Below are 21,592 nucleotides of genomic sequence, written 5' to 3' on the forward strand. Positions count from 1 at the left end.
AGTCCACCGGTGACCGGTCCGGTGCACCGTCCGGCGGGGTTGTCCACAGCCTGTGGCCCGCGGTTGTCCACAGCCCGAGGCGGCGTGTGGCTGAAGTCGGGCAACCCGGTCAGAATCTGGGCATGAGGGTGGGAGACCGGGCTTCGCCCGACGGGTGTGGCCGATGCGACCGATGAGCGGGAGGCAGCGGTGAGGACAGCGACACTGGGGCCGGCACAGCGCGCCGAGTCACTGGCGTCCATGGCGGAGCGCGAGCTGGACGTACTGGTGGTGGGCGGCGGCGTGGTCGGCGCGGGCACGGCGCTCGACGCGGTGACGCGCGGCCTGTCCACGGGACTGGTCGAGGCGCGTGACTGGGCGTCGGGCACCTCCAGCCGCTCCAGCAAGCTGATCCACGGCGGCCTGCGCTATCTCGAGATGCTGGACTTCGCCCTCGTCCGCGAGGCGTTGAAGGAGCGCGGCCTGCTCCTGGAGAAGCTCGCTCCGCACCTGGTGCGCCCGGTGCCGTTCCTCTACCCGCTGCAGCACAAGGGCTGGGAGCGGCTCTACGCCGGGGCGGGCGTCGCGCTCTACGACACCATGGCGATGACCCACGGCCGCGGGCGGGGCCTGCCCGTGCACCGCCATCTGAGCCGCCGTCACGCCCTGCGGGTCGCGCCCTGCTTGAAGAAGGACGCGCTGGTCGGCGCCCTGCAGTACTACGACGCCCAGATGGACGACGCCCGCTTCGTGCTCACCCTCGTGCGCACGGCGGCGGCGTACGGCGCCCGGACGGCGAACGGCGCCCGTGTCACCGGGTTCCTGCGCGAGGGCGAGCGGGTCGTCGGCGCCCGCGTGCAGGACGTGGAGGGCGGCGGCGAGTACGAGATCCGCGCCAAGCAGGTGGTCAACGCCACCGGGGTGTGGACCGACGACACCCAGGCGATGGTCGGCGAGCGCGGCCAGTTCCACGTGCGCGCCTCCAAGGGCATCCACCTGGTCGTGCCCAAGGACCGCATCCACTCCACCACCGGGCTGATCCTGCGCACCGAGAAGTCCGTGCTGTTCGTCATCCCCTGGGGCCGGCACTGGATCGTCGGCACCACCGACACCGACTGGGGCCTCGACAAGGCGCACCCGGCCGCGTCCAGCGCCGACATCGACTACCTGCTGGAGCACGTCAACTCCGTCCTCGCGGTGCCGCTCACCCGGGACGACGTCGAAGGGGTGTACGCGGGGCTGCGCCCGCTGCTCGCCGGCGAGTCGGACGCCTCGAGCAAGCTGTCCCGGGAGCACACGGTCGCCCACCCGGTCCCCGGCCTGGTCGTGGTCGCGGGCGGCAAGTACACGACCTACCGGGTGATGGCCAAGGACGCCGTGGACGCCGCGGTGCACGGGCTCGACCTGCGTGTGGCGGACTGCGTCACCGAGGAGACCCCGCTGGTGGGCGCGGAGGGCTACCACGCCTTGTGGAACGGCCGGGCCCGCACGGCCGCCCGCACCGGCCTGCACCCGGTCCGGGTGGAGCACCTGCTCCAGCGGTACGGGTCGCTCGCCGAGGAGGTGCTGGACCTCGTCGCCTCCGACCCCTCCCTGGGCGAGCCGCTGGGGGCCGCCGACGACTACCTCCGCGCCGAGGTCGTCTACGCCGCCTCGCACGAGGGCGCGCGCCATCTGGAGGACGTGCTCACCCGGCGCACCCGCATATCCATCGAGACGTTCGACCGGGGCACGCGCAGCGCGCGCGAGGCCGCCGAGCTGATGGCGCCCGTGCTGGGCTGGGACAGCGGCCAGATCGACCGCGAGGTGAGGCACTACGAGAAGCGGGTGGAGGCCGAGCGGGAGTCGCAGCGCCAGCCCGACGACCTGACCGCGGACGCGGCCCGTCTGGGGGCGCCGGACATCGTGCCCTTGTAGACTGGCGGCGGGCTCTGCCCACGGCACGCGGGGGTCTTCCGCCGGCGGACCAGCGGCGCAACTCGGCCATTTGCACGGCCGGTTCGGGGCCGGTGGTGAGCGGGGCCTCCGTGCCCCGCACCGCCGCCGACCTGGGCGACGGCGCGTCAGGAGGGTCCAGTCGCGACCGAATCGGCGCGCTTCGGATTTCGTCTTTGTCAGGACCCGTCCGGCAGAGTGGAGGAACGCTTCGCTCCCCCACCTCTCCGCCCTCCGTGTCCGGTGGGCGGACAGGGGCACCCTGGGCGTCGGGCGCTTGTCGGGTGAGGGACAATGAAGGCTCTGTCAGGGCGGGTTGCATGAGGGGACGCATGTCGGAGGCGGAGCGGGCGGGGACATCCCGTCAGGACAAGAGCGCACGTCTCCTCGCCGGGCGGTACCGGCTGGGAGACGTGCTCGGCCGCGGCGGCATGGGGACGGTGTGGCGGGCCGAGGACGAGACCCTCGGCCGTACGGTCGCCGTCAAGGAGCTCCGCTTCCCGTCGAACATCGACGAGGAGGAGAAGCGGCGGCTGATCACCCGGACGCTGCGCGAGGCCAAGGCGATCGCGCGGATCCGCAACACCAGCGCCGTGACCGTCTTCGACGTGGTCCAGGAGGACGACCGTCCCTGGATCGTCATGGAGCTCGTCGAGGGCAAGTCGCTCGCCGAGGTCATCCGGGAGGACGGCCTGCTGGAGCCGCGCCGCGCCGCCGAGGTCGGTCTCGCCGTGCTCGACGTGCTGCGGTCCGCGCACCGCGAGGGCATCCTGCACCGTGACGTGAAGCCGTCCAACGTGCTGATCGCCGACGACGGCCGCGTCGTCCTCACCGACTTCGGCATCGCCCAGGTCGAGGGCGACCCCTCCATCACCTCGACCGGCATGCTCGTCGGCGCCCCCTCGTACATCTCCCCGGAGCGCGCCCGCGGGCACAAGCCCGGACCGGCGGCAGACCTGTGGTCGCTCGGCGGCCTGCTGTACGCGGCGGTCGAGGGCACCCCGCCGTACGACAAGGGCTCAGCGATCGCGACGCTCACCGCGGTGATGACCGAGCCGCTCGAGGAGCCGAAGAACGCCGGCCCCCTGCGGGACGTCATCCACGGGCTGCTCAACAAGGACCCCGCCCAGCGGCTCGACGACCGCGCCGCGCGCGCCATGCTGACCACCGTCATCAGCGCCCCCGGCACCAAGGACGCCGACGGACAGCCGGCCGACGCCACCCGCGTCGTGCCGCTGCCCGAGCAGCCCGGCACGCGGGACGGCGGAGCCAAGCGGGGCGAGGAGGCGGCGGAGAAGCTGCGCGGCGCGCTGCGCTCCGTACGCAAGGCCGCGGTGGCGGCCGGCGCGGCCGGCGCCGCCCGCACCAAGTCCGGCACCTCCGCGTCCGGCTCCGCACCCGCCCCGGCTTCCGGTGCGGCGGCCCGCACCCCGGACGCGAAGCCCGCCGCCGCGCGCTCCGCGACCGCCGCGAGCCCCGCCGCCGGGACGCCCGGGAAGACGTCCGACGCCAACGCGGCCTCGGGCGGACGTAGTTCGGGCTGGCCCGTGATGACCCCGCCGGACCTGCCCGCGCGGCCCGCGCCGCGGGCGTCGATCACCGACGTGGTGCCGCGCCGCACGCTGGTCGTCATCGCGCTGGTCGTGGTGCTCGCCGTGATCGGTACCGTGCTCGCCCTCACCCTCGGCGGTGACGACGAGAGCGGCAGCGGTGCCCGGGGCGCCGGCGGCGACCGGACCGCGGCGGAGAGCACCCCCAGCGCCGAGACCAGGAAGGACGACGAGGACGGCACCCGCACCGACGGCTCCGCCACCGCGTCCACCGGCACGGGCGGAAGCGCGACGGCCTCCCCGGACGCCACGGGGACGGGCGGCGGCGCCGGGACGGGCGGCTCCTCGGACGGCGGGAAGGACGGAGCGGGCAAGACCCGGGCGGCCACGACGTACCGGGGGCAGCAGGGGTACTCGATCGGTCTCCCGGCGGGATGGAAGTACAAGTCGTCCGACGAGGCCGGGGACCGCTTCACCGGGCCGAACGGCCAGAAGCTGCTCGTCGGCTGGACCACCACGCCCAAGGACGACCCGGTCGCCGACTGGACGAACCAGGAGCGCTTCATGGTGCGTCCCAAGTACAAGCGCATACGGATCGAGGCGGTGGAGTACCGCGGCTGGAAGACGGCCGACTGGGAGTTCACCTACGTCGACGGCGGCGTCACCTACCGGTCCGTGGACCGGGGCACCGTCGTCAACGACGGCCTGGGGTACGGGCTGATGTACACGGCCAGGGCCGACGCGTGGGACGGCGAGCAGCGCACGAACACGTGGCGGACGCTGACGGAGACGTTCCGCCCGAAGTCGTGATCCGCCCGGCCCGCGGATCGGGACGCCAGATGTGGCATCCCCTCTCTGCGGGTTGCCTCCGGCACGTATCGTGAGTGGTTGCGGACCGTACGGAGCGGGAACGGGCCGTCCGGAGAACGGAACTGACCGACCGTAGTGCCGGGGGAGGCAACGTGGACGACTATGCGGGACGGGTTCTCGCCGACCGCTACCGCCTGCCCCTGCCCCCCTCCGACGAGTACGAGCTGACCGAGAGCCGCGCCTTCGACACCTACAGCGGTCAGGAGGTCCTGGTCCGGCAGGTGCCGCTGCCGGAGGTCGTCGAGGCGGAGGTGCTGGACGCCGAAGGGCTGCCCGAGGGCTTCACAGCCCGGGACGGCGCGCGCCGCGGCAGGGGCGTCCCCGGCGGCGGCCAGGGCGCGGTGCGTCGGCCTGCCGACCCGGTCGTGCGGCGCGCGGTCGAGGCCGCGCAGGCAGCGGCGGCCCTGCCCGACCATCCGCGTCTGGACCAGGTCTTCGACGTGTTCGCGGAGGGCGGTTCGCTGTGGATCGTCAGCGAGTACGTCGCCGCGCGCCCGCTGGCCGCGCTGCTCGCCGAGAAGCCGCTGTCCCCGTACCGGGCCGCCGAGGTCGCCTCCGACGTGCTCACCGCCCTGCGGGTGCTGCACTCCCACGGCTGGGTGCACCGCAACATCACCGCGCGCACGGTGCTGGTCTGCGACGACGGCCGGGTGATGCTCACCGGGCTCGCGGTCGGCGCGGCCGAGGAGGCGCTGTGCGGCTACGACCCCGTGCCGCCCGCCGACGACGACGAACCGGAGTCCGGCGCGGCGCTCGAAGCGCTCGGTCCGGGCGTCGGAGCCGGCGGCGGGCGCGGACCGGCCTGGCCGCCCGGGTTCACCGCCGACCCCGACCCGGACGCGGCGCGCCGCGCCGCCATCGAGGCGCGCGCCGGACGGCTCCCGGGCGGCGGCGGGACCGGCGGACCCGCCGACCTCTCACCCGTGGTGGCGCCCCGCGCCCTGGACAGCGCGGGGGATGTGCGCGCGGCGCGGGCCGGGGCCATCGCCGCCTACCGCGCCGGCGCCCGTGCCGCCGCCCGCGTGCAGGAGGCCCAGCAGGGTTCCCGCGCGCTGCCCGGCGCGCGGCCCGCCCCCGAGGAGGGCGCCGGGCAGCGGCCGTCGACGCCCCCGGGACAGATAGCCGACCCTTATGGAGTGGCCGCCTCCGGCTGGCACGGGGCCACACCCCGCATCGGCGCCCAGGCGGGCGGTACGCCCGAACCCGCAGCACTCGAACCCGCTGCCCCCGGACTCGCCGCCCCCGAGTCCGCTGCCACCGAGTCCGCTTCGGCGTCCGGCCGCTGGGACGAGCCGGCCCCGCACGCCCCCGCGCGCCGGGGCCCCGCCACCGCGCTGGCCGCCGAGCGCGCCCGGCAGGCGCGGATGGCCGTCGTCGGGCCCGTCACCGAGCGCTGGGCGCCCGAGCAGGCGGGCCCCGTGCACGAGAACTGGCAGCTCGCGCCGCCCGTCGGACCCGTCACCGATCTGTGGGCGCTGGGCGCGCTGCTGTTCCGCGCCGTCCAGGGGCACGCCCCCTACCCGGAGGAGTCGACGGCCGAGCTGGTGCAGATGGTGTGCGCCGAGCCGCCCGCCTTCGCCGAGGAGTGCGGACCACTGCGCCCGGTCGTGGAGTCGCTGCTGCGCCAGGACCCCACCGAGCGCCCCGACTTCGAGGAGCTGCGCGGCTGGCTGCGGTCGCTGGTGCGCTCCGCGCCCGAGCCGGAGGCCGGCCTGAACGTCATCACGGCCCCGCCGGTCGACGCGGGACGTCTGCCGGTCATAAGGCGCCGGGGCGAACTCGTGCGCAGGCGGCGCGCCGGACTGCCCGCGCGGCACGGACGGCACAAGAAGGCCGCGCCGCGCGCCGGTTCACCGCGCAGCCTCGGCCGCACCCTGCTCCTGCTGGTGCTGCTCGCCATGGCGGCGGCGATCGCCTACGCGGTGCTGTTCATGCCGAAGGCCGGCGAGGAGACCACCGGGTCGCCCTCCGCCGACCGCACCCCGGCCGCCGGAGGGGCCGCGCCGAGCTCTTCGGGTGACGCGCGCCCGGACGGCAACAACTCCCCGAGCGGCGGAGACGGCCGGCCGAGCACGCCCGAGGAGTCGGCCTCCACGAAGACGCAGACCACCGGCCCCGACGTCGCCGACGGTTTCACGCTGCGCAAGGACCCCGAGGGCTTCGAGGTCGCCGTCGCCGAGGGCTGGCAGCGCACCGGGAAGAACGGCAGCGGCCAGGTCGTCTACTCCAAGGGCGACTTCGAGCTCATCGTGGTGCCCGGCCGGGACAGCGCCCAGCAGTTCGGCGGCGACCCCATGGCCTACCAGCGGGACGCCGAGCGCGAGCTTCAGCCGTACCGCGACTCCAGCTGGGCCACCTCGACCGGCCTGAAGACCATCGAGGTCGGCGGACGGGTCATGGCCGAGGGCCAGTTCACCTGGACCGGAGACCGGGGCGAACTGTACGTGCGCAACCTCGCCGCGTTGATCGACGGCCGCTACCACGTGCTCCAGGTGCGCGGTCCGGACGGCGAACGCGACGAGGTGACACGGCTCTACGAGCAGGCGGCCGCCACGTACCGGCACACCGGCTGACCACGGTACGGCCGTGGGGGAAGACGCGACACGGGGGGCGCGACAAACCATCACAGTGCGGTCTCTCTGGCACCCCCTCGGTTCCCAGGACGGGCCGGGGTACCTACCCTGACCCTGTCAAGACCATTGCGGGGCAACGTGAATCAGATGCAGGGCTCGCTCGTCGCGGGCCGCTACCGACTCGGCGAATCCATCGGGAGCGGTGGCATGGGCCGGGTGTGGCGCGCACACGACGAGGTGCTGCACCGTTCCGTCGCCATCAAGGAACTCACCGCCGCGCTCTACGTCTCCGACAGCGAACAGGCCACCCTGCTGGCCCGCACCCGCGCGGAGGCGCGGGCCGCCGCGCGGATCAACCACTCGGCCGTCGTCACCGTGCACGACGTGCTGGAGCACGACGGCCGGCCGTGGATCGTCATGGAGCTGGTCGAGGGCCGCTCGCTGGCCGACGCGGTCAAGGAGCAGGAGCGCGTCGAGCCCCGCGAGGCCGCCCGCATCGGCCTGTGGGTGCTGCGCGCCCTGCGCGCCGCGCACGCCGCCGGCGTCCTGCACCGCGACGTCAAGCCGGGCAACGTGCTGCTCGGCCGGGACGGGCGGGTACTGCTCACGGACTTCGGCATCGCGCAGATAGACGGCGACGCGGCCATCACCCGCACCGGCGAGGTCGTCGGCTCCGTCGACTACCTTGCGCCCGAACGGGTCCGCGGCCACGACCCCGGCCCCGCGTCCGACCTGTGGGCGCTCGGCGCCACCCTCTACACGGCGGTGGAGGGCATCTCGCCGTTCCGCCGCACCTCCCCGCTCACCACCATGCAGGCCGTCGTCGAGGAGGAGGTCGAGCCGCTCCGGCACGCCGGCCCGCTCGCGCCCGTCATCAGCGCGTTCCTCCGGAAGGATCCGGCCACCCGGCCCGACGCCGCGAGGGCCGAGCAGATGCTCGCCGAGGCCGCGGAGGGACGCCGGCCCCGCGCGGCGCAGGAGTACGTGCCCACCCAGGCCGTCGGCGCCCACGTCCCGCTGCCGCGCCAGGTGGGACCGCACCCCGGCGCGGGCGCGCAGCCGTATCCGACCGGCACGCCGGCCCGCCCGCAGGGCAGCGGCTCCACCTCCGTACAGGCGCCGTACGGGGCGCCGACCGTGCCCCGCCGGCGCTCGCGCGGGCGGACGGTCGCCCTGGTCGTGGCGCTGGCCGCGATCATCGGCGGTGGCACGGCGGTGGTGCTCCAGCAGCAGGACGACCGGGGCGGTGGCACGGCCGCGCCGGGCGAGACCGCTCAGGCCCCTGCGACGCCCGGCGTGTCGGACACGGAGGGGGCCGACACCGGCGGCCTGCCCGAGGGGTGGGTACGCCGCAGCGACCCCTTCGGCTTCACCGTCGTGCTGCCCGGCGAGGACTGGGAACGGGTGGTGTTCGACGAGGAGACCCAGCAGGTCGACTACACCCCCGACGGCGGCAAGCACTTCCTGCGCATAGCCGCCGACGGCTCCCCGGACTTCGACGACCCGTTCGACCACCTCAGCGACCTCGACCAGCAGGTCGGCGGGCGTCTCGTGGACTACGAGCAGATCGAGCTGAAGCGCCTGACCTACCGCGACCGCGAGGCCGCGCGTCTGGAGTACAGCTGGACCGCGCTGCCCAAGGACACCGAGTTCCCCGGGCCGTACCGGGCGGTGGACCACATGTACCTCACGCGCGACGGCGTGGAGTACGCCCTCTACATGGCCGGGCCCGCCGAGGACTGGGACACGACCATGCAGCAGTTCGAGACGATCCTCAGAGGCTGGCGCGAGCCCTGACCGCCCCCGGCGTGCGAGAACGTGCGCCCGTTGGCCGAATCGCCGTACCGGAGCGGACACATCCGGTGGGGCATGATGGGCGCATGGTGACCGAGGGGGAGCCGGACTACGGGACCGACGGGGCCAACGCCCGCGTCGTGGCGGGGCGTTACCGTCTGGAGGGACTGCTCGGACGCGGCGGCATGGGCGTGGTGTGGCGGGCCACGGACCAACTGCTCGGCCGGGGCGTCGCGGTGAAGGAACTGCCCTTCGACGACACGCTCACCGCGGCCGACGCCCGGCGGCAGCGCGAACGCACCCTGCGCGAGGCGCGCGCCCTGGCGCAGCTCAGCCACCCGAACATCATCGTCGTGCACGACGTCGTCGAGGACGGCGAACGTCCGTACATCGTCCTGGAGTTGATCGACGGGCCGTCCCTCGCCGAACGGATGGCGTCCGACGGGCCCGTGGACGCGGCGGAGGCCGCGCGGATCGGCGTCGACCTGCTGGGCGCGCTGCGCGCCGCGCACGCGGCCGGGGTGCTGCACCGCGACCTCAAGCCCGCCAACGTGCTGCTGGAGAACGGCACCGACCGGGTGCTGCTCACCGACTTCGGCATCGCACAGATGCCCGGCTCGACCACGCTCACCGAGAGCGGGTCGTTCGTCGGCTCGCCCGAGTACACCGCCCCCGAGCGGATGTCGGGCGCGCGGACCGGGCCCGAGTCGGACCTGTGGTCGCTGGGCGCGCTGCTGTGCGCGGCGCTCAGCGGCGAGTCGCCGTTCCGCCGCGACTCGCTGAGCGGCGTGCTGCACGCGGTGGTGGCCGACGAGATCCGGCCGCCCGCGCAGGCCGCGCCGATCCTGCCCGTGGTGCTGGGCCTGCTGGAGCGCGACCCGGACCGGCGGCTGGACGCCGACCGGGCCGAACGGATGCTGCGCGCCTTCCTGGCCACCGGCCGGACGCCCGAGACGGCCCCGCTCGACCTGCTGCCGGACCGCGACCCGCCCCGCCACCGGCTGCCGGTGTGGCGGGAGGTGCCGGAGGCCGCCCCGCAGGGCGCGCCGGGCGGACGCGGCGTACGGCGCCAGCCCACCCGGGGCGCGCTGGTGGCGGCGCTGGTGATCGCCGCGCTGGCCGGGGCGGGCGTGTCCGCGGGGGCGCTGCTGCTCCAGGACCGGGGCGGCGAAGGAGGAGGCGGCACGCCGAGCACCACGGCGCCCGAGACCCCCGCGACGGGGTCGACGCCCGGCCCCGTGCCGCCGGCCACCACCCCGCATCGGCCGGCACCGTCACCCACGGGAGCCGGCGCTTCGTCCACGGGAGCCGACGACCCGGCCACGCCGTCGGAGGGGGCGGGTCCGCCCTCGACGGACATTTCCTCGTCCGCCTCGGCGGCCTAGCCGCGCAGGCCAGGTCACGCCGTCGGTAGGGGCGGGTCCGCCCTCGACGGACACCCCCTCCTCCACCTCGGCGGCCTGGCCGCACAGTCCAGGTCGTACCCGCACAGCCGTATAAAAGCGGCATAAGCCCCGGCGTCGGTCACGGGTCTGTGACCGGTGGCGACCCGCTGTGGAACGGCGGTGGTCCGGCACGATATGCATGGAGCCATGAGCAGTGACGGGGGAGCCCGCAACGGGGCCGACGAGCCGACCAGTTTTGGTCTGCAACCGCCCAACCCGAACCCGCCGGCGGCAGTGCCGCACCCCGGCAATCCGTACGCGGCTCCGACCGTCGTGGTCCCGCCTCAGGGGGACGACCAGGCGCGCGCGCACGACCGGGCGCCGCACCCCGCGCCGGACGGTGCACGGGGACGGGACGCCGCGCGGGCGGGCGGTCCGCAGCAGGCCGCCCCGGCCGGTGACCCGGTACCGTCCGGTCCGTCCGCGACCGGTCCCGGCGCGGGACGGGTGATCGCCGGCCGCTACCGGCTGCTCGCCAAGCTCGGCCACGGCGGCATGGGCACCGTGTGGCGGGCCAAGGACGAGACGGTGGACCGCGAGGTCGCCGTCAAGGAGCCCCGGGTCCCCGACCACCTTCCCGAACGTGAACGGGCCAACGCCTTCGAGCGGATGCGCCGTGAGGCCCGCGCCGCCGCCCGGCTCGACCACCCCGCCGTGGTCAACGTCCACGACGTCGCCGTCGTCGACGGCCGGCCGTGGATCGTGATGGAGCTCGTCCAGGGCCGCTCGCTCGGCGCGGTGCTCCACGAGGAGGGCACGCTCTCCGCGCGCGAGGCCGCCCGCGTCGGCCTGGAGGTGCTCGGCGCCCTGGAGGCCGCGCACGCGGCGGGCGTCCTGCACCGGGACGTCAAGCCGGACAACGTGCTGCTGGGCCGTCACGACCGGGTCGTGCTCACCGACTTCGGCATCGCGCAGATCGAGGGCGAGACCAACCTGACCGACACCGGCGGCTTCGTCGGCTCGCCCGAGTACATCGCCCCGGAGCGGGTGCTGGGCCAGCGTCCCGGCCCCGCTTCCGACCTGTGGTCCCTCGGCGTGGTGCTGTACGCGGCGACGGAGGGCGTCTCGCCGTTCCGCCGCAGCAACACGCCCGCCACGCTCCAGTCCGTGCTCAACGCCACGCCGGCGCCGCCCGCCGCCGCGCAGGGCCCGCTGGCCGAGATCATCACGGCGCTGCTCCAGAAGGACCCGGCGCGCCGTCCGGGCGCCGCCCAGGTCCGCGCCGCCCTGGAGGCCGCCGCGAATCCGCCCGTGCCGCAGCCCACCCAGGTGGCCACGCTGCCCGCGCCGGGCCGCGGGAACGGCATCCGCATCGGCCGCAGGACGCTGCTGGGACTGGGCGCGGCGGTGGTCGCCGCCGCCGTCGCGGTGGGACTGGTGATCGCGGACCCGTTCGCGGGACCGCTGCCCGACGGCTGGAAGAACCACGACCTCGGCGACCGGGTGGGCGTCTCCCTCGCGGTGCCGGAAGGCTTCGTGAAGGACAAGCCGGCCGAGGACGCCGACGGCACCGTCGCCTCCTTCACCGACCCGAGCGGGATGGTGCGGATCGAGACCGACCGCGACCTGAAGGCCGACGACGAGGACGACAAGATCCCCGCGTCCGCGTCCGAGCAGGCGTTCGCCCACTGGAACGAGCTGAAGGACGGCGAGTTCTCCTCGGGGATCGCCGACACACCGGCGCCGCAGGGGCGGCCCCGGGAGACGACGTACGAGGAGCAGGACGCGGCGACGAACACGATCGTCTTCACGACGACCACCACGCCGCCCCTGGAGCGCGAGGCGCAGGTCCTGTACTACCGGAACGCGGACGGCGACATGTACCGGCTCTGGATCGTCTACCCCGCCAAGGGCTACTTCGCCGAGGACGGTCGCGAGATCGCCCGCACCGTCTTCGACACCTGGGACGTCCACAAGCGCTGACACCCTCGCCGGTCACCGGCACCGCGCGGGGCGCCGGTGACCGCAACGCGCTGATCAGCGGCTTCGTTGCCAGCGTTCACTGGCAATGTGTGAGCCCTGCGGGAATCTGTTACCGACGGGTACACAAAGTGTGCGCCCCGGCATACTCTGCGCCTCATGACGGACGCGCAGACCCGGGAAACGACCGGCACCAATCCACTGGCCCCCACCCCCCAGGGCGTACGCACCGCCGCCGACGTGGTGACGCCGGAACTGGTCGCCCAGCTCACCAAGGGCGTGGCGGGCTCCGGCCGCACCGCCAACCACACGCCGTTCACCGGCGAGAAGCTGGCCGACCTGCCCGAGTCGACGCCCGAGGACGTGGCGAACGCGTTCGAGGCGGCCCGCGCCGCCCAGGCCGTGTGGGCGCGGACACCGGTCCGGGAGCGCGCCGCCGTGCTGCTGCGCTTCCACGACCTGGTGCTCAGCCGCCAGGCGGAGGTGCTGGACCTGGTCCAGCTGGAGACCGGCAAGGCCCGGCTGCACGCCCACGAGGAGGTCCAGGCGGTCGCCGTCGCCGCCCGCCACTACGGCCGCCGCGCCGCCGCCTACCTGCGGCCCAAGCGGCACACGGGCGCCGTGCCGGTGCTGACGAAGGTGTCCGAGCTGCGCCACCCGCGCGGTGTGGTCGGCCAGATCGCGCCCTGGAACTACCCGCTCGAACTGTCCGTCGGCGACGCGCTCCCGGCGTTCGTCGCGGGCAACGCCGTCGTCATGAAGCCCGACACGGAGACCTGTCTGACGGCGCTGTGGGCCCGTGACCTGCTGATCGAGGCCGGACTGCCCGCCGACGTGTTCCAGGTCGTGCTCGGCGAGGGCCCGGTCGTCGGGCCCGAGGTCGTCCGCCACGCCGACTACGTCTCGTTCACCGGTTCCACCCGCACCGGCCGCGAGGTCGCCCAGGGCGCCGCCGCCCGTCTCGTCGGCGTCTCCCTCGAACTCGGCGGCAAGAACGCCATGCTGGTGCTGGAGGACGCCGACCTCGACAAGGCCGCCGCCGGCGCCGTCCGCGCCTGCTTCTCCTCCGCCGGCCAGCTCTGCATCTCCATCGAGCGGCTCTACGTCCACGAGGCGGTCGCCGACGCCTTCCTGGAGCGCTTCGCCGCCCGCACCAAGGCGCTGCGCCTGGGCACCGCCCTCGCCTACGGCGCCGACATGGGCTCCCTGGTCGGGCAGCGCCAGCTGGACGCGGTCACCCGGCACGTCGAGGACGCCGTCGCCAAGGGCGCCAAGGTCCTCGCCGGCGGCACCGCCCGCCCGGACATCGGCCCCTACTTCTACGAGCCGACCATCCTCGACGGCGTCGAGGCCCCGATGAGCGTGTGCACGGAGGAGACCTTCGGCCCGGTCGTCTCCGTCTACCGCTTCTCCTCCGAGGACGAGGCGGTCGAGCGCGCCAACGGAACGCCGTACGGGCTCAACTCGTCGGTGTGGACGCAAAGCGCCCGCCGCGGCCGGGAGATCGCCGCCCGCCTGCGCACCGGCACGGTCAACGTCAACGAGGGCTACGCGCCCGCGTACGGCAGCGTGCAGTCCCCGATGGGCGGCATGAAGGACTCCGGTCTCGGCCGCCGGCACGGCTCGGAGGGGATCCTCAAGTACACCGAGGCCCAGACCGTCGCCCAGCAGCGGCTGCTGCCGATGGCGCCGTCGCTCGGCATGGACGACGAGAAGTACGCGGCCTTCATGAGCCGCAGCCTGCGCCTGATGAAGGCGTTCCGTTTCCGCTAGGTCCCTCCGCCGGGTCCCGGTCCCGGCGCCGCGGCTTCGAAGATGAGCTTTCGACGAGGAGAGCACGTGTCACAGGAGAACTCCGTCCCCGCCCCCGACGACGACACCGGCTACGACTACGACGTCCTCGTCGTCGGCTCGGGCTTCGGCGGTTCCGTCTCGGCGCTCCGGCTGACCGAGAAGGGCTACCGCGTCGGCGTGCTGGAGGCCGGCCGCCGCTGGACCCGCGAGTCGCTGCCGAAGAACTCCTGGGACCTGAAGAACTACCTCTGGGCGCCGGGGCTCGGCATGTACGGCATCCAGCGCATCCATCTGCTGGGCAACGTGATGGTGCTGGCCGGCGCGGGCGTCGGCGGCGGCTCGCTGAACTACGCCAACACCCTGTACGTGCCGCCGAAGCCGTTCTTCGAGGACCCGCAGTGGGGGAACATCACCAACTGGCAGGAGGAGCTGGCGCCGTACTACGACCAGGCGCGGCGCATGCTCGGCGTGCGGCTCAACCCGACGACGACCCCCTCGGACGTGCATCTGAAGGCGGCGGCCGAGCGGATGGGCTGCGGGGACAGCTTCCACATGGCGCCCGTCGGGGTCTTCTTCGGCGACGGCGAGGACGCCGACGGCAAGGTCAGGGCCACGCCGGGGCAGGAGGTGCCCGACCCGTACTTCGGCGGGGAGGGCCCCTCGCGGAGGGCCTGCGCCGAATGCGGCGAGTGCATGACGGGCTGCCGGCACGGCGCGAAGAACACCCTCAACGAGAACTACCTGTACCTCGCCGAGAAGGCGGGCGCGGTCGTGCACCCGATGACCACGGCCGTGTCGGTGACGGAGGACTCGCGCGGCGGTTTCGCCGTCGCCACCCTTCCCACGAACGACCGGCGCAAGGGCAAGGGCCGCACGTTCACCGCCCGCCGGGTGGTGCTGGCCGCCGGCACCTACGGCACGCAGACGCTGCTGCACCGGATGCGCACCGGCGGGCAGCTCCCGCACCTCTCGGACCGGCTGGGCGAGATGACCCGCACCAACTCCGAGGCGCTGGTGGGCGCGCAGACCGACGACCGCCGCTACCGCAAGGCCACCGGCGAGCCGAAGGCCGACTTCACCCGCGGCGTGGCCATCACGTCCTCCATCCACCCGGACGAGAACACCCACATAGAGCCGGTCCGCTACGGCAAGGGCTCCAACTCGATGGGCTCCCTGTCGATCCTCCAGGTGCCGTACGCCGACAACGCCTCGGGCGCGGTCCGGGTGCTGGGCTGGCTGGGCAACGCTGCCCGGCACCCCTGGCTGATGCTGCGGTCGCTGTCCAACCGGCGCTGGTCGGAGCGGACCATCATCGGCCTGGTGATGCAGTCCCTGGACAACTCCCTGACCACGTACCTGAAGCCGTCCGGGGTGGGCCGCGGGCTGCTCACCGCGCGGCAGGGGCACGGCGCCCCCAACCCCAAGCAGATCAAGGCGGCGACCGACGGCGCGTCCGCGCTGGCCGCCGAGATCAACGGCTTCGCCGGTTCCAACGTGGGCGAGCTGACGGGCATGCCGCTCACCGCCCACTTCCTCGGTGGCTGCGCGATCGGCGACTCCCCGGAGACCGGCGTGATCGACCCGTACCACCGGCTGTACGGGCACCCCGGCATCACGGTCGTCGACGGTTCGGCGGTCTCCGCGAACCTGGGCGTGAACCCCTCGCTGACCATCACCGCGCAGGCCGAGCGGGCGATGTCGTTCTGGCCCAACAAGGGCGAGGAGGATCCGCGTCCGGCGCAGGGCGAGGAGTACCGGCGGCTGAACCCGGTGGAGCCGAAGGCACCGGCCGTCCCGGCCGACGCGTTCGGCGCGCTGAAGCTGCCGTTCCTGGGGATGCCGGCGGTGCCGCCGAAGAAGTAGCCGCGCATGCGTGACACAGAAAATGTGGCCGCGTCGCATGCGTGACACAGAGGAAGGACCTGTGCCCCCCTCCGAGCTCAGGTCCTCTCCCCTTGTCACGAGGGCCGCCGCACGGGCGGCCGGGCTCACGCCTCGGCGCCGGCCTTGCGGCGGCGGACGACGAACAGCGCACCCGCGCCGGCCACGACGGCGGCACCGCCGACCAGGCCGATCACCGGCAGGGCGGAGTTCGAGCCGGTCTCGGCGAGGCTGCCGGTGACCTTCACCTCGCTGACCTTGTCGAGCTCCTTGACGCCACCGGTCTGCGGCTTGGCGTCCTCCGGGTCACCGGCGTCGGAGCCGGCCGCCAGGATGTCGAAGAAGTAGATCCAGCCGTTCGGGTCGTCGGCGACCCAGCAGCCCTCGGTGTCCGAGTACTCGGCGAAACCGCCGGTGAGGCCGAGCGCGTCCGGCACGTTGCCGCTGACGGAGAGCCGCAGCTGGTAGGAGGCGGACTGGCCGGCGCCCAGCGAGAACGCGGCGAACGTGGCGCCCTCGCCCGCGGCGCCCGCGAGCGTGCTCCACTTGCCGGCCGCCTTGTCGTACACCTGGACCGTGATCTGGCCGGAGTAGTCGCGGACGTCCTCCCAGCCGACCGCGGCGACGCCGATCAGCGGCTTGATGTTCTCGATCTCCTCGTCGCCGCGGTTGGTGACGTCGAAGGAGAACGTGGTCCAGCCGCTTCCCGCGACGATCGTCTCGGGAAGGCCCGACAGACCGCTGCGCAGGTCCTCGCTGAGCCCGGCCGTGCTCTCGCCGTTCTCGTCGACGCAGAGCTCCGGGTCCTCCGCGGCCGGGGAGCTCGTGCTGGGGCTCGGCGAGGGGGAGGTGGAGGTGGACGCCGAGGGCGAGGGGCTGGAGGACGGGGAGGGCGAGGCGGAGTCGTCGGTGCCGTTCCCCTCCTCGCCGGTGCCGCCCTCGTCGCCGTTCCCGGACTCGTCCGTGTCCTGCTCCGGCTGTTCGTCCTGCCCGCCGGAGCCGGACTCCGTGGACTCCGTCTGGGCGGGGGTGGCCGTCGGGGCGGTCGTGTCCGTCTCCGTCGACCCGGTCGCGGAGGCGGTGGACGTGGGGTCGGTCGCGTGGGCGGCCGGGGCCGCGAGGAGGGCGGCCGGGACTATCGCTGCCGTCGCGGCCGCTGCGGCCAGGGCGCGGCGAAGCTTCATGAAGACCTCGGTGAGTCCGGCGTGCCGCGCGGTCGCGGCACGAGTCGAAGAGCGCCTCCGTGTGGGGCGCGCGGGTCTGATCCCTGATGTCGGTGAGTTCGATCACCGAGACCCGCGAATGGTTGTCCCGGACCTCACAGAATCTTTACGTGATGTGGATCACGCGCAGTCGGAGTGACCGCTGCACTAGGCTCGCCGCCCGCCAAGATCACGTAGATCTGGACCACGCCGAGAGAAAGACCGCCGCCCCGTGGCCGAGAAGCCGTCCGAAGAGCCCCGACCGGAGTCCGCAGCCCCTCCCGACGACGCGTGGGAGCAGTTCCTCCGGGACAGCGAGGCCGGTGTCCCCGCCTCCGCGCCCAAGGAGCCCTCCGCCCGGGCCCGGATGGTGACCGAGCGGCTGCGCGCCCTGGACGAGGCCCACGCCGCGGCGGCCGGCCGCAAGGGCCGCCGGTTCGGCAGGAGCAGGCCCGTCGCGCCCGCCCGGCCGGAGGGCTGGCGCACGGGTCCCGCCTGGCGGGAGATGGACGGCCGGGCCTCACGCCGCCGCACGGTGTGGAGCGTGGTCGGTGTGCTGACCGCCGCCGCCCTGGCCGTCGGCGCCGTCAACCCGTCGGCCGCGCTGTCCTGGCTGCCCGGCGGGCTCGGCGGCGGGGGCGCGGATGCCTCCGGCGCGTCGGCCTCCAGGGTGGACGCGTCCGGGGTGGAGGCGTCCGGGGTGGAGGCGTCCCCGCTCGCCCCCGAGACCGCCCGCCCGACCGGCGCGCCCGGCGAGGCCGAAGGCATCCCCACCCGGGAGCGGCCGTTCACCGGCTCCCCGGCCGCGCGCTGGGAGGCGGGGGCGGACGCCATCCGGCTGCCGCGGGCGAAGGCGGTGAACGGCGTGCCGGCCGCCCGGATCGAGGAGGCGCTGCGCGGCACCAAGGAGTTCCTGGCCGCCGCCAACCTCGACCCTGCCGTGCTGAAGGGCGGCGAGCCGGTGAAGGCGCTGGCGCTGGTGGACCCGCTGGAGGCCGACTACCTCGCCGATCTGCGGGCCGCGGTGCGCCGGCCCACCGAGGACAACGACCCGGTGTCGGCGTTCACCCGCTTCGACCCCGAGAAGGTCGACCTGGTGGGCGCCGTGCGGGTGCGCGGCCGGATGACGGTGGCGCCGGACACGGCGGCCGAGGGGCGGGCCTTGATCACCGCCGACTACACCTTCGTGTACGGGGTGGCCCGCGTCGGCGGCGACGAGACGACCCGGGTGATCGTCCGCCGGGTGCTCCAGGTGGACGCCGCGGACCCCTCCCGTTACCAGGGCACCGAGGGACGCCTGTGGATCCGGGACCTCGCGAGTGAGATAGGCAACGACGACTGCCGGGAGGGCGACGGGCTGATCAACCCGTCCTTCTTCAGCGACCTGCTGAGCGCGTCCCCGCAGGCAGGCGGGACCCGCGACCCGTACGACCGCAGCACGAGCGTGTCCCGCGAGGACGAGTGCGGGGTCGTCTCCCGTACCTGAGCGGTGCCGGGGCCCGCACGCGCGTCGGCCGGCCCCGGGCGTCCCCGGGGCCGGCCGATCTCTCGCGTGACCGGGGCGGCTGTCCCCTGCCTCCCGGTCACCGATACCGGAACGAGGTCCCACGACGCACGGCACGAGCCGTCCGTCTCATCGCTCCGGCGAGCCACGCGTGATGCTGCTCCGGTCCGCCCCTGGCTGGCGCGGACACCGGGACCAACGACCCGCCAGGCCCGCCGGTCACGCACCGGACGGGTGAGAGGCGATCCGCACGCCAGTACCGGGAACGCGTTGTCAGATCTTGCCCCGGCACAGCTCCAGCAGGGTCATGGCGAGCGCGGTGCCCGGCCTGCCCAGGGCGTCCCGGTACGTGGCGAGGATCTCCATCTCGCGGGAGAGGTTCACACGGCGGCCGCCGGAGGCGATCCGTTCCTTCTGGATCACGGCGGACACCGCCATCCGTTCCTGCACCAGACCGATGATCCGGTCGTCCAGCGCGTCGATCCGCTCACGGGCGTCGCTGATCAGCTCGGCGGCCTCGGCGGTGCGGGCGCCGGTCTTCTCGGTCGGCTCGGTGGTGACGGCGGTCATGTCGGGGCTCCTCGGTGGGTGGTGGCCCCGGAGCGACACGGTCCGGTGAAACGCCAGGCGCCCCGGACCTGTCGGCCCGGGGCGCCTGGGAAGTCGCTTGTCAGTTGCTCAAGCAGCACGACCATGGCAGCCGGCGGGCCGGGTGCCATAGGTAAAGAGGAAGGTCGGGTGCGTGAGCATGGGGCCAGTATGCCCGGCCGGCCCGGTCCGTCCAACGCCCGGCCCGCATGGTGAGACGTGGCACGGGACGCCGGGCGCCGATCGGGCCGGGACGGACCGCGTCGCCGTCTCGGTAGAATCGGGAGGCACAAGACCCCCTCCCCACCGCCGGAAGGCACCTCGTGTCATCAGCGACTCCCGCTGCCAACGCGCCCGACACCGTCCTGGTCGTCGACTTCGGCGCGCAGTACGCCCAGCTCATCGCCCGTCGCGTCCGCGAGGCGCGGGTCTACAGCGAGATCGTGCCGAGCACCATGCCGGTCGCGGACATCCTCGCCAAGAACCCCGCGGCGATCATCCTCTCCGGCGGCCCCTCGTCCGTGTACGAGGAGGGCGCCCCCCGCCTCGACCGCGAGCTGTTCGAGGCCGGCGTCCCCGTCTTCGGCATGTGCTACGGCTTCCAGCTCATGGCCCAGACCCTGGGCGGCCAGGTGGACAACACCGGCGCCCGTGAGTACGGCCGCACCGGCCTGCACGTCGCCAAGAACTCCTCCACCCTCTTCGAGGGCACCCCCGAGGAGCAGGCGGTCTGGATGTCGCACGGCGACGCCTGCTCCGCCGCCCCCGAGGGCTTCACCGTCACCGCGTCCACGGACGTCGTCCCGGTCGCCGCCTTCGAGAACGACGAGAAGAAGCTCTACGGCGTCCAGTACCACCCCGAGGTGATGCACTCCACGCACGGGCAGCAGGTGCTGGAGCACTTCCTGTACCGCGGCGCGGGCCTCACGCCGAACTGGACCACCGGCAACGTCATCGACGAGCAGGTGGCCGCCATCCGCGAGACGGTCGGCGACAAGCGCGCCATCTGCGGCCTGTCCGGCGGCGTGGACTCCGCCGTGGCCGCCGCACTGGTGCAGAAGGCCATCGGCTCCCAGCTGACCTGCGTCTACGTCGACCACGGCCTGATGCGCAAGGGCGAGACCGAGCAGGTCGAGAAGGACTTCGTCGCCGCGACCGGCGTCCAGCTCAAGGTCGTCGACGCCGAGGAGCGGTTCCTGAAGGCGCTGGCCGGAGTCTTGGACCCCGAGCAGAAGCGCAAGATCATCGGCCGTGAGTTCATCCGGGTCTTCGAGCAGGCGCAGGCCGAGATCATCGCCGACGAGGGCCCCGCGGTGGAGTTCCTGGTGCAGGGCACCCTCTACCCGGACGTCGTCGAGTCCGGCGGCGGCAGCGGCACCGCCAACATCAAGTCCCACCACAACGTGGGCGGTCTGCCCGAGGACCTCGAGTTCCAGCTGATCGAGCCGCTGCGCAAGCTCTTCAAGGACGAGGTCCGGATGGTCGGCCAGGAACTCGGCCTGCCCGAGGAGATCGTCCACCGGCAGCCCTTCCCGGGTCCCGGCCTGGGCATCCGCATCGTCGGCGAGGTCACCAAGGAGCGGCTCGACCTGCTCCGCGAGGCCGACGCGATCGCCCGCGAGGAGCTGACCGCGGCCGGCCTCGACCGCGACATCTGGCAGTGCCCCGTGGTGCTGCTCGCCGACGTCCGCTCGGTCGGCGTCCAGGGCGACGGCCGCACCTACGGTCACCCGATCGTGCTGCGCCCGGTCTCATCCGAGGACGCCATGACCGCCGACTGGTCGCGGGTGCCGTACGACGTCCTCGCGAAGATCTCCACCCGGATCACCAACGAGGTCCGGGACGTCAACCGGGTCGTGCTGGACGTCACGTCCAAGCCGCCGGGCACCATCGAGTGGGAGTGACCTCCCAGCGGTCCCGGGTCAGGTCCGCCTGAGCGTGCGCACCGGCGCTCCGGGCCTCCAGACCTGCACGACGAGGTGCTTCTCGTCCTCCACGGAGGTCCGCACGACCTCCGTGACCTCGGTGCGGAAGAGGTGGAACGGCTCCGGCGGTTCCACCTCTTCGGCGTACCGGGCGCGGGTCTCCGTGTCGTCCTCCGGCACCTCGGCCGCCCGTCCGGCGATCCGCACGTCGCCGCCGCCCATGGTCGTGCCCTCGCCCGGATTGGCCTGGAGCGAGAAGCGGGGGTCGCGGCGCAGGTCCAGCGCCTTCATCGACCCCGGCATCATCCCGAACCACAGCTCGCCGTCCAGGAAGCGCACCTCCAGGCCCGTGGTGCGCGGCGAGCCGTCCTTGCGGAGGGTCGCGAGGACGTGGTGCGTGTAGGCGGCGAAGCGCTCCTGTACGGTCCGCGCCAGATCGGGCTCGGCAGCGGCGAACGCTCCCCAGGTGACGCCGGCGTCCCTCCGGCCGTCCGTGTCCGTGTGCGTGCTCATGGAGCGAGTGTGACCCGGAAAACCGACATCCGCTGTCGGGTATCCGGGTGGTCGGCCGGGTATCCGGACGGATGTCCGGTGTTACGGAACAGAGCTGTCGTACGGCGCGCCCCCCGGGT

The 21,592-nt window shown here is 73.8% G+C and carries 13 protein-coding genes; 10 read left to right on the forward strand and 3 right to left on the reverse strand.

The features are described 5' to 3' along the window. Positions 1-189 precede the first annotated feature (189 nt). From MTR79_RS03645 to MTR79_RS03680, 8 genes are all read left to right on the forward strand, one after another. The gene (locus tag MTR79_RS03645) at positions 190-1,896 is read left to right on the forward strand and encodes a glycerol-3-phosphate dehydrogenase/oxidase (RefSeq protein WP_078895133.1); all 1,707 of its coding nucleotides are present in this window, start codon (positions 190-192) and stop codon (positions 1,894-1,896) included. A 350-nt stretch (positions 1,897-2,246) separates the two neighbouring features. Continuing rightward, positions 2,247-4,274 (forward strand): serine/threonine-protein kinase, encoded by a 2,028-nt coding sequence (locus MTR79_RS03650; RefSeq protein ID WP_189365896.1) that lies wholly within the window; start codon positions 2,247-2,249, stop codon positions 4,272-4,274. A gap of 152 nt (positions 4,275-4,426) precedes the next feature. Further along, on the forward strand, positions 4,427-6,907 hold the full coding sequence (locus MTR79_RS03655) for a protein kinase (protein ID WP_086702199.1): 2,481 nt from the start codon (positions 4,427-4,429) through the stop codon (positions 6,905-6,907). A 147-nt stretch (positions 6,908-7,054) separates the two neighbouring features. Next, entirely contained in the window at positions 7,055-8,704 is a 1,650-nt protein-coding gene (locus MTR79_RS03660; protein WP_244793047.1) for a serine/threonine-protein kinase, read from the forward strand. Between the two features lie 83 nt (positions 8,705-8,787). Continuing rightward, positions 8,788-10,086 carry a serine/threonine-protein kinase gene (locus tag MTR79_RS03665; RefSeq protein WP_244789148.1) on the forward strand — a complete coding sequence of 433 codons (1,299 nt, stop codon included), beginning with the start codon at positions 8,788-8,790 and terminating at the stop codon, positions 10,084-10,086. Between the two features lie 207 nt (positions 10,087-10,293). Then, complete coding sequence (locus MTR79_RS03670; protein WP_244789150.1) at positions 10,294-12,069, forward strand: serine/threonine-protein kinase; 1,776 nt, start codon at positions 10,294-10,296, stop codon at positions 12,067-12,069. A gap of 156 nt (positions 12,070-12,225) precedes the next feature. Next, positions 12,226-13,839, forward strand: a complete 1,614-nt coding sequence (locus MTR79_RS03675; protein WP_086702205.1) for a succinic semialdehyde dehydrogenase — start codon at positions 12,226-12,228, stop codon at positions 13,837-13,839. 66 nt (positions 13,840-13,905) lie between these two features. Next, positions 13,906-15,723, forward strand: coding sequence for a GMC family oxidoreductase (locus tag MTR79_RS03680; RefSeq protein WP_189365866.1), 1,818 nt, complete (start codon positions 13,906-13,908; stop codon positions 15,721-15,723). 125 nt (positions 15,724-15,848) lie between these two features. On the opposite strand, the gene MTR79_RS03685 is transcribed toward MTR79_RS03680, so the two are convergent. Then, positions 15,849-16,925, reverse strand: coding sequence for an LAETG motif-containing sortase-dependent surface protein (locus tag MTR79_RS03685; RefSeq protein WP_189365865.1), 1,077 nt, complete (start codon positions 16,923-16,925; stop codon positions 15,849-15,851). 250 nt (positions 16,926-17,175) lie between these two features. Between MTR79_RS03685 and MTR79_RS03690 the strand changes: the two genes are divergently transcribed. After that, a complete protein-coding gene (locus tag MTR79_RS03690; protein WP_244789152.1) occupies positions 17,176-18,429 on the forward strand; it encodes a hypothetical protein in 1,254 nt (417 codons plus the stop codon). Positions 18,430-18,720: 291 nt separating this feature from the next. Here the strand turns inward: MTR79_RS03690 and MTR79_RS03695 are convergent, their stop codons facing one another. Further along, positions 18,721-19,017 (reverse strand): chorismate mutase, encoded by a 297-nt coding sequence (locus MTR79_RS03695; protein WP_086699537.1) that lies wholly within the window; start codon positions 19,015-19,017, stop codon positions 18,721-18,723. 341 nt (positions 19,018-19,358) lie between these two features. On the opposite strand from MTR79_RS03695, the gene guaA reads away from it, so the two are divergent. Beyond that, on the forward strand, positions 19,359-20,939 hold the full coding sequence (gene guaA / locus MTR79_RS03700) for a glutamine-hydrolyzing GMP synthase (RefSeq protein WP_244789154.1): 1,581 nt from the start codon (positions 19,359-19,361) through the stop codon (positions 20,937-20,939). An 18-nt stretch (positions 20,940-20,957) separates the two neighbouring features. On the opposite strand, the gene MTR79_RS03705 is transcribed toward guaA, so the two are convergent. Next, complete coding sequence (locus tag MTR79_RS03705) at positions 20,958-21,473, reverse strand: pyridoxamine 5'-phosphate oxidase family protein (RefSeq protein WP_086699540.1); 516 nt, start codon at positions 21,471-21,473, stop codon at positions 20,958-20,960. Positions 21,474-21,592 lie beyond the last annotated feature (119 nt).

The sequence above is a fragment of the Streptomyces sp. BJ20 genome (assembly GCF_022869105.1).
GTDB lineage: Bacteria > Actinomycetota > Actinomycetes > Streptomycetales > Streptomycetaceae > Streptomyces > Streptomyces griseoincarnatus.